The organism is Amycolatopsis sp. NPDC102522 (assembly GCF_055584485.1).
Window position 1 is genome coordinate 20,680 of record NZ_JBVJLY010000032.1, and the last position, 12,771, is coordinate 33,450.

At 68.6% G+C, this 12,771-nt stretch carries 14 protein-coding genes; 6 read left to right on the forward strand and 8 right to left on the reverse strand.

Features of this window, described 5'->3' with window-relative positions:
• The first annotated feature begins 50 nt into the window (after positions 1-50).
• The gene (locus tag ACZ6YV_RS41015) at positions 51-452 is read left to right on the forward strand and encodes a hypothetical protein (RefSeq protein WP_465514793.1); all 402 of its coding nucleotides are present in this window, start codon (positions 51-53) and stop codon (positions 450-452) included.
• Between the two features lie 19 nt (positions 453-471).
• Here ACZ6YV_RS41015 and ACZ6YV_RS41020 read toward each other — a convergent pair whose 3' ends face one another.
• On the reverse strand, positions 472-1,155 hold the full coding sequence (locus ACZ6YV_RS41020) for a helix-turn-helix domain-containing protein (protein WP_465514794.1): 684 nt from the start codon (positions 1,153-1,155) through the stop codon (positions 472-474).
• A gap of 144 nt (positions 1,156-1,299) precedes the next feature.
• Between ACZ6YV_RS41020 and ACZ6YV_RS41025 the strand changes: the two genes are divergently transcribed.
• Positions 1,300-2,115, forward strand: a complete 816-nt coding sequence (locus ACZ6YV_RS41025; protein WP_465514795.1) for an oxidoreductase — start codon at positions 1,300-1,302, stop codon at positions 2,113-2,115.
• Between the two features lie 160 nt (positions 2,116-2,275).
• Here the strand turns inward: ACZ6YV_RS41025 and ACZ6YV_RS41030 are convergent, their stop codons facing one another.
• A complete protein-coding gene (locus ACZ6YV_RS41030; RefSeq protein WP_465514796.1) occupies positions 2,276-2,497 on the reverse strand; it encodes a hypothetical protein in 222 nt (73 codons plus the stop codon).
• A 62-nt stretch (positions 2,498-2,559) separates the two neighbouring features.
• Positions 2,560-3,177 carry a TetR/AcrR family transcriptional regulator gene (locus ACZ6YV_RS41035; RefSeq protein ID WP_465514797.1) on the reverse strand — a complete coding sequence of 206 codons (618 nt, stop codon included), beginning with the start codon at positions 3,175-3,177 and terminating at the stop codon, positions 2,560-2,562.
• Positions 3,178-3,245: 68 nt separating this feature from the next.
• On the opposite strand from ACZ6YV_RS41035, the gene ACZ6YV_RS41040 reads away from it, so the two are divergent.
• From ACZ6YV_RS41040 to ACZ6YV_RS41055, 4 genes are all read left to right on the forward strand, one after another.
• Positions 3,246-3,887, forward strand: coding sequence for an MSMEG_1061 family FMN-dependent PPOX-type flavoprotein (locus tag ACZ6YV_RS41040; RefSeq protein WP_465514798.1), 642 nt, complete (start codon positions 3,246-3,248; stop codon positions 3,885-3,887).
• Positions 3,888-3,900: 13 nt separating this feature from the next.
• On the forward strand, positions 3,901-4,806 hold the full coding sequence (locus ACZ6YV_RS41045) for a PDR/VanB family oxidoreductase (protein ID WP_465514799.1): 906 nt from the start codon (positions 3,901-3,903) through the stop codon (positions 4,804-4,806).
• Positions 4,807-4,866: 60 nt separating this feature from the next.
• Entirely contained in the window at positions 4,867-5,823 is a 957-nt protein-coding gene (locus tag ACZ6YV_RS41050; protein WP_465514800.1) for an alpha/beta hydrolase, read from the forward strand.
• Positions 5,824-5,907: 84 nt separating this feature from the next.
• Entirely contained in the window at positions 5,908-6,204 is a 297-nt protein-coding gene (locus tag ACZ6YV_RS41055) for a DUF1540 domain-containing protein (protein WP_465514801.1), read from the forward strand.
• Between the two features lie 293 nt (positions 6,205-6,497).
• On the opposite strand, the gene ACZ6YV_RS41060 is transcribed toward ACZ6YV_RS41055, so the two are convergent.
• The 5 genes from ACZ6YV_RS41060 to ACZ6YV_RS41080 form a co-directional block, all read right to left on the reverse strand.
• Complete coding sequence (locus ACZ6YV_RS41060) at positions 6,498-6,728, reverse strand: hypothetical protein (RefSeq protein WP_465514802.1); 231 nt, start codon at positions 6,726-6,728, stop codon at positions 6,498-6,500.
• A gap of 99 nt (positions 6,729-6,827) precedes the next feature.
• Positions 6,828-7,517, reverse strand: coding sequence for an FG-GAP repeat domain-containing protein (locus ACZ6YV_RS41065; RefSeq protein ID WP_465514803.1), 690 nt, complete (start codon positions 7,515-7,517; stop codon positions 6,828-6,830).
• A 163-nt stretch (positions 7,518-7,680) separates the two neighbouring features.
• Positions 7,681-9,861, reverse strand: a complete 2,181-nt coding sequence (locus ACZ6YV_RS41070) for an RICIN domain-containing protein (RefSeq protein WP_465514804.1) — start codon at positions 9,859-9,861, stop codon at positions 7,681-7,683.
• Positions 9,862-10,020: 159 nt separating this feature from the next.
• Positions 10,021-10,899, reverse strand: a complete 879-nt coding sequence (locus ACZ6YV_RS41075; RefSeq protein ID WP_465514805.1) for a helix-turn-helix domain-containing protein — start codon at positions 10,897-10,899, stop codon at positions 10,021-10,023.
• 18 nt (positions 10,900-10,917) lie between these two features.
• A complete protein-coding gene (locus ACZ6YV_RS41080; RefSeq protein WP_465514806.1) occupies positions 10,918-12,738 on the reverse strand; it encodes a glycoside hydrolase family 15 protein in 1,821 nt (606 codons plus the stop codon).
• Positions 12,739-12,771 lie beyond the last annotated feature (33 nt).

Below are 12,771 nucleotides of genomic sequence, written 5' to 3' on the forward strand. Positions count from 1 at the left end.
AGAAGGGCGGGCGGCTTCGGCCGCCCGCCCTTCTCCGTAAAGTCGCTCTCGTGGACGACATCATCGCGGACCTGGACACCACCGGGTTCACCGTGGTCGAGGGGTTCGCCGTGCGGTTCTTCCGGCGGGAGAACGTGCCGGGGCACGGGTTGCGGTTCGTCGACGGCGACAACGTCCTGCTCGCCGAATTCTCCTGGTGGGACAACGTGGAAGTGACCTTGCGAGGGTGGACGCTCGACGACATCCCGCTGGGCACCCCGCAGGAGCCGTTCTGGGAACTCGACCAATGCTGGCACCTGCTGATCTGGCGCGAGGGCGAGGACGTGCTGATCGCCGAGACGGACGACCCTGGGGATTCGGTGTTCGAACGGCGGTCGCGAGTGCCCGCTTCGGACTACCTCGACGCGTGGAAAGCCGCTTTAAGCGAGGCCCGCGAACTGTCGGACGGATAGACGCCTCCCGCGTTGTGTGTCACCGCAGGCTTGTCCGCCGCCAGTGTTCGGCCGCCTCGCTCATGTCCTGGTGCAGGTGCCGGAAGAACCGGCTGGTGGCCTCCATCCGCGCCCCCGCCGGGCCGTCGAGCAGACCGGCGCCCCGCCGGGTGACCTCCGCCCACTTGGTCATCGCTTCGAGACTGGCCTGCCAGGCCCGGTAGCCGAACTGGTCGTCGATGACGTACCGCTGCCGCCTGCCTTCGCGTTCGCGGCCGATCAGGCCGCGTTGCCCGAGCCAGCCGACGGCCTTGGACACCGACGCGGGGCTGACCTCCAGCCGGGCGGCGAGTTCGGCGGCGGTACTGCCGCCGGTGTCCCCGGTGAACAGGCAGGCCAGCACCCTGGCCATCATCGCCGGGACCCCGGTCGCGGCCATCATCTCGGCGAACTCGCGCTCGAAGTCGCTCAAGGCTTCCGGGGTGCGCCCGGCGGGTTCGGCGACGGGAGGCGTGCCGGGTTTGCGGCGGCGCGCCCGCCATCGCGTCGCCTGCTGCGCCCGGCCTGCCCGGTAGCCGTGGGCGCCGCCGTTGCGCGCCACCTCGCGGATGACCGTCGATTTCGGGCGTTCCATCCCGCGGGCGATCTCGGCGTAGGTGAGCCCCGCCGTCAGTCCCGAGGCGATCTGCCGGCGCTCGTCGTGGGTCAGACGGTCTCCCGGCACCTGTCCTCCTGCTTCGGTGCATTCAGCTTCAGAGTCATTGCATCGATTGTAAGCCTTTCACCTGGACAGACAGCGAATCGACGTTGCTGCAAGAGGAAAACCGGTGTTTCGTGAGCGGTGAAGAGATCGGGAGGTGCACACGGGATGACGACCAAGGTCTGCCTGGTCACCGGCGCTTCGTCGGGGATCGGCCACGCCACCGCGCTGGAGCTCCTGCGCGCCGGGCATACGGTCTACGGCGCCGCGAGGCGCGTGGAGAAGATGGACGACCTCCGCGCGGCGGGCGGCCATCCGCTGAAGATGGACGCCCGGGACGAGGACGATCTCCGCCGCGCTGTCGACACCGTCCTCGACGAGCAGCAGCGGATCGACGTCCTGGTCAACAACGCCGGAACGGTCCTGCACGGCGCCGTCGAGGACGTGCCGCTCGACAGCGCGCGCGACCAGCTCGAAGTCAACCTCCTCGCGCCGGCCAGGCTGGTGCAGCTCGTCCTGCCCGCCATGCGGGCGCGGGGATCCGGCACGATCGTCAACGTCTCGTCGATCGGCGGCGAGATCGCGTTGCCGCTCGGTGCTTGGTACTACGCGTCGAAGCACGCGCTCGAAGCCTTCTCCGACACACTTCGCATGGAAGTCGAGCCCTTCGGCATCGACGTCGTGATCATCCAGCCGGGCATCATCAAGACCGAGTTCGAAGACCGGACGTCCGCGCAGCTCCGGGAGATCTCCGGCGGCGGGGCGTACGGGGCGATGGCGGAAGCCATGGCACGGCACGGCGAAACCGGGCTCAGCGACGGCTCCGACCCCTCGGTCGTCGTGGAAGCCATCCGCGGCGCCATCGAGTCCGACCGGCCGGAAACGCGCTACGCCGTCGGGCACCTCGCCGAGAAACTCCTCGAACTCAACAGAACCCTGCCGGACCGCGAGTTCGACAAGCTCGCCACTCGCGCGACGAACTAGGGCGTGTTTCACAAGTCATGTTCGCGGTCTTCGCGCCCAGGTGGTCCCTGACGGCACGGGCGGATGCGCCCGAGTACGACCCGGTACGAGGGCGATCCGCCCGCACCGTCAGGAACCACCTGGATCACGAAGCCCATCGAACAGACTTGTGAAACACGCCCTAGCCCGGCTGCTCTTCGGCGGGCTCCGACTTCCGGCGGGTGCGCGCGACGCCGACCCACAGCAGCGCGGAGACGACGGCACCCGGCACCGTCGTCAGATAGACCGGCCACGCGCGGAAACCCGACACCCACAGCATCGTGGCCAGGCCGAGGGTGATCAACGTCCATGCCAACGCGAGAGTGCCGCCTCTCCGCTGCCAGCGAGCGACGAGGTCGCGCATCCTGTTCTCTGCTCGGATCACACCGGTGAGTACCCGCTCAGCGCCTGGTCAACCCCCGAAAATCAGGTGCGCAGGTAACCGGTGATCATCGTCACGAGTTCGTTCTCCAGCCGCGTGACGTCGATGGAGCCGGGCGCGGCGATGAGGTGGTGCACGGTCATCTCCACCGTCGACGCGACGAGCCGGGACGCGGTGTCCTTGTCCTGGACCCGGACTTCGGGATGAGCGTTGAGCAGGTCGAGCAGATCGTCGATCATCTCCCACTTCACCCGGGTGACCCGCTCCAGCACTTCCCCGGAGCGCGGCGCCTGCTCGATCATGATCCGCAGCAGCTGCGGATCGTCGAGGTGGTTGTCGATCACCGTGCGCACGAACGCCCTGATGATGGTCTCGAGCGGTTCGGGCGATTCTTTGTAGCGACGCAGCGTGGCTGTGCCGCGGTCGCCGTCGAGGTGGCGGGTCAGCAACTCGGCCAGGATCGCGTCCTTGTTCGGGTAGTACTGATACAGCGAACCGATCGAGACGCGGGCCCGTTCGGCGATGCGGTTCGTGGTCCCCGCGGCGTACCCGTACTCGGCGAAAATGTGAGCAGCCGCGGTGAGGATGCGCTGCCGGGTCAGCTCGGCGCGGACCTGGCGAGGCTGTTTACGTGGCTGGATGCGGCGCTGGTCCGACGTCATGGCACTCCCGGGTGAAGCGGCGTGAAAGCGAGTAGCGGACGGGCTGAACAATTGCTCATAATTGTGCCATGACCAGCAGTTATCTCGTCAATGAGACGCGTCCGCGCCGGATCTCGTACGAGGAGGTGCGTGCCCGGCTCGGCGAACCGGAGGCGATGATCAAGGCCAAGGTCCACGACCGCGTCGACAAGCACGGCCACCGCTTCATCGCCCATGCCCCGTTCGTGGCGATGGCGACGGCGGACGCGACGGGGCTGCCCGACTGCTCACCGCGCGGCGACTACCCGGGTTTCGTCAAGGTGCTCGACGAACGCACCCTGGCGATCCCCGACCGGCCGGGCAACAAGCTCGCCGACTCCTTCCGCAACCTCGCCGAGAACGACGGGATCGGCTTGATGTTCGTGGTCCCCGGTCTGCGGGAAGTGTTCCGGGTCAACGGTCACGCGTATCCCACCGACGAGCCGGACGTGCTCGCCCGGATGCGCACCGAAGGCAAGCCGGCGGAACTGGCGATCGCCGTGGAGGTCGCCGAGACGTTCTTCCACTGTGGGCGGGCGCTGGTCCGGTCCCGGCTCTGGGATCCCGCGAGCCAGGCGCTGGCGGACGAACTGCCGTCCGCGGGCGAGATCGCCACCGAGCAGATGGGCCTCGACCTCGATCCGTCGGTGCTGGAGGAAATGCTCGAAACCAGCTACCGGCAGCTGTACTGAGGGGATTTCGCTGATGCAGAAGACCATTCTCGACCGTGTCGAGCCGGTCGCCGAAGGCGCCGTGTCACTCGTCCTGCGCGGCGCCGAGGGCCCGCTGGCCCCCTGGGAGCCGGGCGCGCACGTCGATCTGGCGTTGCCGAACTGGCTGACCCGGCAGTACTCGCTGTGCGGGGATCCGGCCGATCGCGGCAGCTACCGGGTCGCCGTCCGGCACGACCGGCTCAGCCGGGGCGGCTCGGAGTACATCCACCTGTTCCTGCGCACGGGCCGCACCCTCGAAGTCTCGTTGCCGCGCAACAATTTTCCGTTGCTGCCCGCGCCGGAATACCTGTTCCTGGCCGGTGGGATCGGCATCACCCCCATGAAGCCGATGCTGGCGGCGGCGATCGCGGCGGGCGCGTCGGCCAGGTTGGTGTACGTGGGCAGGTCTCTGGCCGCCATGCCGTTCGCCGCCGAACTCCAGGCCGCCTACGGTGACCGGGTGCGCGTCCACGCCACCGACGAGCACGGCAGACCCGATTTCGCCGCGCTGGCGGCAGAGCTCGGCCCGAGGGCGCTGGTTTACTGCTGTGGCCCCGCTTCGATGCTCGACGCGGCCGAAGCGGCGTTTCCCGCGCAAGGGCTGCACCTCGAACGGTTCCGGCCGGTGGTCAAGGAATTCGCGCCCCCTGAGCCTTTCGAAGTGAACTGTGTCCGATCAGGACGGACGGTGCCTGTCGCCGCGGAAGAGTCCCTGCTGGACGCTTTGAACCACGCGGGGTTCCGGATCCCGTCCGGGTGCCGCGAAGGGGTTTGCGGCAGCTGCGAGATCGGCGTCGTCGGCGGCGAACCGGAGCACCGGGACGACATCGGCGCGCCGCCGGGGCGGATGTACTGCTGTGTCTCACGTGCGTCGTCGCGGCTCGACCTCGATCTCTGACCTTGTCGTATACAGCTTGCCGTATACAGGTTGTCGGCGCCGGGTGGCTAGGCTCGCGCGATGGTCGAGCCCGCATACGATCCCGAACTCGCCGCCGTGCTGCCCGCGCTGGCGGGCCACGTCCCGGTCGGCATGACGGCGGAGCAGCTGGAGCGCTTCCGGGCGTTGAAGTTCCCGTCCATCGAAGAGCAGATCGGCGACCGTCCGGTCACCTGGACCGACCACACGATCCCCGGCCACGGCGGCGCGGAGATCCTCGTCTCGGTCATCGCGCGCGAGGACCACCGCGGCGGCGGGCCGGGGATCTATCACGTCCACGGCGGCGGAATGGTGATGGCCGACCGGTTCGCTTCGGTACACCCGCTCGTCGACTGGGCGATGAAGTACGACGCGGTCGCGGTCACCGTCGAATTCCGCAGGGCGCCGGAACATCCGCATCCGGTGCCGGTGGAGGACTGCTACGCCGGTCTGGAGTGGATGGCCGCGCACGCGGACGAGCTGGGATTCGATCCAAACCGGCTGGTCATCTTCGGCGGGAGCGGCGGCGGTGGGCTCGCCGCGGGCGTCACGCTGCTGGCGCGGGATCGAGGCGGACCGAGGTTGTCCGGGCAGGTGCTTCAGTGCCCGATGATCGACGACCGCAACGAGACCGTGTCGGCGCGGCAGTACGACGGGGTCGGCGTCTGGGACCGGACCAGCAACCTGACGGCGTGGACGATGGTCTTGGGGGAGCGTCGGGGAGCCGCCGACGTCTCGCCTTATGCGGCTCCCGCGCGCGCGACGGATCTCAGCGGTCTGCCGCCGACGTTCATCGACGTCGGCGCTGTCGAAGTGTTCCGGGACGAGGCCGTGGCGTACGCGAGCGCGATCTGGGCCGCCGGCGGCGAGGCGGAATTGCATGTCTGGGGCGGCGCCTTTCACGGCTTCCACGACCTCGCGCCGGAATCCGCTGTCGCCCGATCGTGCCTCGCCGCACGGGAATCCTGGCTGGAACGGCTACTCGCCAGACGTGAATGAATTTCCCCGAATTGCCGCGCGTGGAGAGCGGTGTAACCCTGGTCATACCGAACGACACCACCACCACGATGTACAGGAGTCGTTATGACCACCACCGAAATGCCCGCTGTCCACGAATGCACGGTCAGCGGATGTTCGTACAACCACGACGGCTGTCACGCTTTCGCCATCACGGTGGGTGGCGACAATGGATCGGCCGATTGCGGAACGTTCGTCCCGCTCAACACCAAAGGTGGCCTCGATCGGGTGACCGCGCAGGTGGGAGCCTGCTCTCGGTCCGATTGCCGTCACAATTCCGCTTTGGAATGCACCGCATCGAGTGTCCGGGTGGGACCGGGTGAAGGTGACCATGCCGCCAATTGCCTGACCTACGCTCCGTAGGCGGCCTGTCCGATTGATGTCGGCATGCACGGTTCTGTGCTGAGTCGTGAGCGGTAAGTGTCGTTCTAGCGCTCTTTGTCACTCACGACCCCCTTTGCGAACCGCTCAACCGGGTACTTTGGCGGGAAAGTTGTCCCTTGTGGACAGTCGAGGTCACGTCGCGAAGGCCGCTAGTGTGAAGCCGTTCGCAACGCTTGCCGCCCCCCCAGCATCGCGTCCAGCGCGTGAAGGCCTCCTTCCCTACCCTCAAGGTGGTGAAGGAGGCCTTCACGGAGTTCAGGTGGCGGCGGGCCTCAGTTGGGGACGCGCAATTCGGTGTTGCCGTTGAAGAACACGCATTCGCCGCTGGGGAAGTAGAGCAGCCTCAGGCCTTCGCATGTTCCTGCCTGTTCGTCCCCGGTCCCGGCCCAGCGGCCGACGACCGTATAGGAATCCTGGGTGGCGGAAGCGGGTGCCGCGACGGAAACCGCGGCGCCGACAGCGAAGACCGCGACACCGACACCGGTGGCGAGTTTACGAAACATCGAGCTTCTCCCATCGTCTTTTCGCCTGCGTGGGAAACGTAACAAGGTCGCGAACCGAGCTCCGGCTGAAAGGTGTTCGCGGGCAACAGGTCTGCCCGATCAGCTGCCGGTCTGGCCGCAGGTGGTGGCGTCGGCGCTCAGCACCGGGTCGGTGACCGGGCGGTGGTCGATGGCGACGGTGTTCTGGGTGGTCAGCGCGCCGTCGCGAAGGGTGTAGACGGTGCGGGTGCCGCTGTAGGTCAGCGGGTCGGCGCTGATGTCGTCGGCTTCGGCGGCGACGGTTTCGAAGGTGCGGCCGCCGCCTTCGAGCGGGGTGCACTGGTAGCCGAGGTGCGCGGCGACGCCGCCGCCTTCGGCGATCGAGAGGGGCTTGCTGTCGTTGTCGACGACCTGGCTGAGGTTGCGGCCGTCGAAGTGCAGGGCGGTGAAGAAGGTGGTGTTGGCGCCCACCGACTGGGTGACGATGAGTTCGGCGCGGCCGTCTCCGTTGAGGTCGGTGACGCGCGGGGCCTCCAGCGGGACGGCGCTGTCGGCGCCGAGGTGGATCGAGGTGAACGTGCCGTTCACGGTCGCGGAGATGACCTGGTCGTTGTCGCCGGTCAGCTGCGCGGTGACGGTTTCGAGTTCGCCGTCGCCGTCGAGGTCCGCGACAGTGGTGACAGGGTCGCCTCCAGGGGCGGCCAGCGGGTTGCTCAGCGGGCCGGCCAGCGCCGGGACGATGGCGGCGAGGCTCAGTGCGGCGGCGACGCCGGTGATGGTGGCGGTGCGGACGATTCCCTTGTGCTTCATGGTGTTCTCCCTCCACGCTTCGGTGAGCTTTTCACCGAAAGTGCTCTCACAAGGGGAGACGGTTGCGGATCATGGACGTGCATCGAGAGTGTGATGGGCCACACAAACGCAACCGGGCGGCCCGCCACCCGAAAGGGGGAGGGCCACCCGGCAACAATGCGGACTACTTGATCGCCCACAACTGAAGTGCGGAGCCGGTGTCGGCCCGTTGGGTGACGGCCGCACCGTCCGAAGTGGACGCTGTCGTCAGCAGCAGATTCGACCGGACGCTGGCGATCTTGTAGGTGCCGTCAGGCTGCTTCGCCGCTGTCCAGCGCTGATTGGGCCCGCCGGTGCACGTCCACTGGACGACCCGCGCGCCCGCGCTGGTGGCCCCGCCCTCGACGTCGGCGCACAGTTTCGAATGCGTGTTGGTCAGGGTGTAGGAACCGTCGGACTGCTTGGTGAACAGCCACTTCTGGTTGGCGCCCTGGTTTGGCGCCCAGGTGACCAAGGGAGTGCCGGTGGCCGTCGACGAATCCGGGTCGTCGAGGTTCTTGCCGGACGCGGTCAGCGTGTGGACCCCGTCGAGCGTGCCCGCGCCGGCGTCGGTGAACTTCAGTGTCTGCTCGGCCGCGGTCCGCCCGTCGCCGACGGCGTTCCCGCTGGTGTCGGTCCAGGAGCGCAGCGGGGTGGTCTCCGCCGAACGCGACGTCTTGCCGGACAGGCCGAGCACGAGCCCGCTGTAGCGGTTCACCAGCCGGAAGGTTCCCTTGTCCACAGTGGACGGGATGACGAACCACTGCTGACCGACCGTCGAGGACGACGTGACCGTGGGTTTCGCACCCCAGGCCCGGCCCGCCTGCACGGCGTCGACGCCGAGGAACTGGCCGGTGGCGGCGTTGGTGACGCGGTAGGAGCCGTCGCCGTCGGACGAGAACTGCCACGCCTCACGGTCGGTGCCGGTCGTACTCGCGACGGACGTCGTCGCGCTTCCGTTGCCCTGCGCGAGAACCCGGCCGTCGCCGAGGCCGATGCGGTACTTGCGGGAAGTGTCCACAGGGGACGGTGCGGGAGCGGACGACGTGATGGTCTGGGTGGTGTACTCGCCGCCCGCGTCGCCGGAACAAGCCACCGCGCAGTACGACCGGAACTGCTTGCCGATGATGGTCGAGTTCGTCTTGTTCGCGGCGTCGACGAACCAGCGGTACCAGGACTGGTTGGTGTAGCTCCCGGTGTCGCCGATCAGCCGCCATTTCTGCGTCGCCAGGTTGTCGGTCGCGTAGTACCGCTGGGGGACGACGCTGTCCACGGCCTCGGGCGCGCCGATGTAGAGCCCGAGATGCGCGTTGTAGGCGATGTTCATGATGAACAGGTCGGCTTTGCGCGGCAGCTGCCCCGCGGCGATCTGCTGGCTGACGTTGCCGGTGTTGGCCGGGTCGTAGTCGTCCGCGACGGGCGTGTAGCCGGTGTCGCCGGCGGCGGACACCGGAGTCATGTTGCTCTCGCGGCCGCCGACGCCGGGCTGGGTCCAGCCGCCGTCGAACCACTTCTGCCACGAACCGGTCGCCATCTTGGCCGAGATCGGCGAGCGGGCGACGTGCGCCAGCCCGACCATCGGGCCGCCCGCGCCGGCCTTCGGCACGATGCGCGAGCCGTAGTAGACGTAGAAGTACCCGGAGGCGGTGTCGACGAACAGGCGCGGGTCGCCGTCGCCGTAGTCGAACGTCTGATGCGGGAAGGCCGTCGTGTCCCCGCGTTTCGTGCTGTAGGGCGAAGTGATCGCGTGGTCCTTGATGGACCAGGTCTTGCCCTGGTCCTTCGAGACCGCCATGTCGATCGCGTCGTAGTGCGAGAACGAGTACGCGCCGAACGGTTCGGGCGTGAACTCGTTGTGGATCAGGCCATACCAGTCGCCGGTGTCCGGATCGACCCAGGTGCCGACGAGGTCGCAGAAGTTCCGCTGCGAGTAGCCCGAACCGGCGGGCGGATTCGTGGACTCCTTGCCGGTGGGGCTGTTGTTGCACCGCCAGGTCGTGTCGTCGTTGCGGTCGGCCGGGTTGGCCGGGTTGACCGCCTTGCTGATCGGGTTCTTGGTGAAGCTGTCGAAATCGCGTCCGCTGTAGAAGTCCCACTCGCGCGGCTGGTCGGCGCCGTAGAGCGCGGCCGCCTGCTGGAAGTAGAACGTGCCGTCCTTGTCGACATAGCTACTCGCCGGGGTGTCGGTGGTCGGGCTGAACGACTTCTTGGCGTCGACCGTGATGGTGTACGTCGCGTCCGGCGGCGCGGCGTCGGACGACGCCGGTACCACCGTGGTCGCCGCCACGGCCAACGCCGCGGCGCCGAGAAGAGGCAGGGTCCGCATGACTCTCTCCCAAGGGTGACCCGCACCACAGTTGGCGGGGCGGTCGCCGATGTTATGAACGTTACTGCGCGTAAGTCAACGCTTTCGCTCAACTTCAAGCGTTGTTCATGCACTTAGTGCGCGGAAAGTCCAAGCGGTGCCGCACGGAAGTCCAAGGGGTCAGTCGGGCACCAGCGGCGGGTCGTCGGGCGAGGGGATCCGCGAACTCCAGCCACCGGGGACGGCCTGGACGCGTGACTCGCGGAAGCGTCCGGGGGAGACCCCGGCCCGGCGGGTGAAAAGCCTGCTGAAGTAGGCGGCGTCCTCGTAGCCGACCGCCTGGGCCACCTCCTGGACCGGCATCCGCGTGGTGGCCAGGAGTTCCTTCGCGCGGTTGAGGCGGAGCGTCAGCAGATGGTCCTTCAGTCCCGATTCGGTGCTCCGGCGGACGGCGGCGCGCAGTTCGGGCAGCGTCATGCCGCGGCGGGCCGCGATCTCCGCGACGCTGATCGGCAGCAGCGCGTCGCGCGCCAACGCCTCCAGCAGGGAGCCGTCGCTGGGGGTGCTGTCGGCGGCCCGCCGCAGCGCCACCAGCAGATGGTGCACGGCCGCCGAGGCGTCGACCTGGGCCAGCGGGCTGCCGCCCCGCGCGCAGCGCACGATCCGGCTCACGATGTCGCGGACGACCTCGACGTCGCCCAGCGGCACCACCGGCGTCCCAGGGGTGACGTAGCCGAGCTCCACGTAGGCCTCCACGGCGCTGCCGTCGAAGTCGACGAAGCACTCTTCCCAGCCCTGCCCGGGGTCGGGCGCGTAGTGGTGCCCGACCCCGGGGACGAGCCACAGCAGGGCGGGCGCGACGACCTCCTGCCGTTCCCCGCCCGCCACGGCGAACCACCCGCGCCCCTTGGACACCACGACGGCCACGTAGTGATCGAGCACACGAGGCCCGACGACGGGCAGCGCGCCGTGCTGCAGCCCTACCCCGAGGCACACCAGGCCCAGCCGTCGGTGCACGGCGGACGGTGTGAAGTACCGCATCCAGGTCCGGTAACCCATCCCCGCATCTTCGCGCAATCACCCCAGGGCGGCGTCGAGGGTGACCGCGGCGTCGATGAGCGCGAGATGGGTGAACGCCTGCGGGAAGTTGCCGAGCTGCTCGCCGCTCGGCGCGATCTCCTCGGCGTAGAGACCGGCGTGGTTGGCGTAGGTCAGCATCTTCTCGAACGCCGCCCGCGCTTCGTCCAGCCTGCCCGCCCGGGTCAGCGCGTCGACGTAAGCGAAGCTGCACAAGGAGAACGTGCCTTCCGAGCCCGCCAGACCGTCCGGGGACGCCGCCGGGTCGTACCGGTGGACGAGGCTGTCGGTGACCAGGTCGTTCCCGATCGCGTCGAGGGTGGAAAGCCACAGCGGGTCCCGCGACGGGAGGAAGCCGGTGCGGGGCATCCGCAGCAGCGACGCGTCCAGTTCGTCGCCGGTGTAGTGCTGGACGAACGCCTGCCGTGTCCGGTGCCAGCCCTGGTTCAGGATCTGGTCGTAGATGCTGTCGCGCTGCCACGTCCAGTCCTCGATCGGGGCGGGACGGCCGTGCGTGGTCGCCATCCGGAGGCCGCGGTCGAAGGCGACCCAGCTCATCAGGCGGCCGTAGGTGAAGGACCGGCGCCCGCCCCTGGTCTCCCAGATGCCCTCCTCGGGCTGGTCCCAATGCTCGCCGAGCCAGTCGAGCGCCGCGCGCACGGCGACCCAGCCGCGGTGGGGCAGCTCGAAACCCGCCCTGTCGGCGGCGAAGACGCTGTCCAGCGCCTCGCCGTAGATGTCCAGCTGCAGTTGTCCCGCCGCGTCGTTGCCGATCCGGACCGGGGTCGAGCCGCGATACCCGGACCAGTGCGAGAGGTCTTCCTCGCCGAGGTCCGTCGAGCCGTCCACGCGGTAGAGCACGGCCAGCGGCCCGCCCTCGCCGCGTCCTTGGCCGCCTTCGCGGATCCTGTCGCCCAGCCAGCCGCCGAACCGGGCGGCCTCTTCGGCGAAGCCGAGAGCCAGCAGCGCGGAGACCGAAAACGACGCGTCCCGCACCCAGGTGTAGCGGTAGTCCCAGTTCCGTTCCCCGCCGAGTTCCTCCGGCAGGCCGAGGGTGGGCGCGGCGACCAGCCCGCCGGTCGGCCGGTAGGTGAGCAGCTTCAGGGTGATCGCCGAGCGGGTCACGATCTCCCGCCAGCGCCCGCGGTAGGTGGAGCGGGCCAGCCACGAACGCCACCAGCCCACTGTGTCGTCGAACAGGTCGGTGAACTCGCCGAGCCGGATCTCCCGCGGCGGTTCCGCGGTGTCCGTTTCGAGCACCACCCCCCGGACCTGTCCCGCGGTCAGGCCGAGCCGCAGGTGCACGTCGTTCCCTTCGATCCGTGTCTCGGCGAGATACTCGTCGTCGGGTTCGCGGACCGGGTGCAGCGTCAGCGACAGTTCACTCGAAACGAAGACGGCGCCGTGCCCGAAAAGGATCGCTTCGTGCTGGCGGCGGCCGTAGTCGAACCGGGGCGCGACCACCATGTCGAAGGTGATCTTCCCGCGGACACAGCGCACCAGGCGGGCGATCCGGTGCTTGGCGGTCGCGGCGCCGTCGAGCGGCGGCATGAAGTCGACCACCTCGCCGATCCCGTCCGCACTGGAGAACCGGGTGATCAGGACCGCGGTGTCCGGGTGGTACATCTGCCTGCTCGTGTACGGCCCCGCGGGGTGGATGCTGAACCGGCCGCCGCGTTCGTCGTCGAGCAGCGCGCCGAAGATCGACGGTGAATCGAAGCGCGGGCTGCAGAACCAGTCGATCGACCCGCCGGTGGTGACCAGTGCGGCGGTCTGCAGGTCGCCGATCATTCCGTGATCGGCGATCGCGGTTTCGGGCATCGTGCCTCCTCGGGTATCGGGAGCGGTCGGTGA

Bases quoted from the DNA above. Each gene is read 5' to 3' on its own strand.
- ACZ6YV_RS41025 (WP_465514795.1), top strand. From the start codon at position 1,300: ATGACGACCAAGGTCTGCCTGGTCACCGGCGCTTCGTCGGGGATCGGC.
- ACZ6YV_RS41030 (WP_465514796.1), bottom strand. From the start codon at position 2,497: ATGCGCGACCTCGTCGCTCGCTGGCAGCGGAGAGGCGGCACTCTCGCG.
- ACZ6YV_RS41035 (WP_465514797.1), bottom strand. From the start codon at position 3,177: ATGACGTCGGACCAGCGCCGCATCCAGCCACGTAAACAGCCTCGCCAG.
- ACZ6YV_RS41040 (WP_465514798.1), top strand. From the start codon at position 3,246: ATGACCAGCAGTTATCTCGTCAATGAGACGCGTCCGCGCCGGATCTCG.
- ACZ6YV_RS41045 (WP_465514799.1), top strand. From the start codon at position 3,901: ATGCAGAAGACCATTCTCGACCGTGTCGAGCCGGTCGCCGAAGGCGCC.
- ACZ6YV_RS41050 (WP_465514800.1), top strand. From the start codon at position 4,867: ATGGTCGAGCCCGCATACGATCCCGAACTCGCCGCCGTGCTGCCCGCG.
- ACZ6YV_RS41055 (WP_465514801.1), top strand. From the start codon at position 5,908: ATGACCACCACCGAAATGCCCGCTGTCCACGAATGCACGGTCAGCGGA.
- ACZ6YV_RS41060 (WP_465514802.1), bottom strand. From the start codon at position 6,728: ATGTTTCGTAAACTCGCCACCGGTGTCGGTGTCGCGGTCTTCGCTGTC.
- ACZ6YV_RS41065 (WP_465514803.1), bottom strand. From the start codon at position 7,517: ATGAAGCACAAGGGAATCGTCCGCACCGCCACCATCACCGGCGTCGCC.
- ACZ6YV_RS41070 (WP_465514804.1), bottom strand. From the start codon at position 9,861: ATGCGGACCCTGCCTCTTCTCGGCGCCGCGGCGTTGGCCGTGGCGGCG.
- ACZ6YV_RS41075 (WP_465514805.1), bottom strand. From the start codon at position 10,899: ATGGGTTACCGGACCTGGATGCGGTACTTCACACCGTCCGCCGTGCAC.
- ACZ6YV_RS41080 (WP_465514806.1), bottom strand. From the start codon at position 12,738: ATGCCCGAAACCGCGATCGCCGATCACGGAATGATCGGCGACCTGCAG.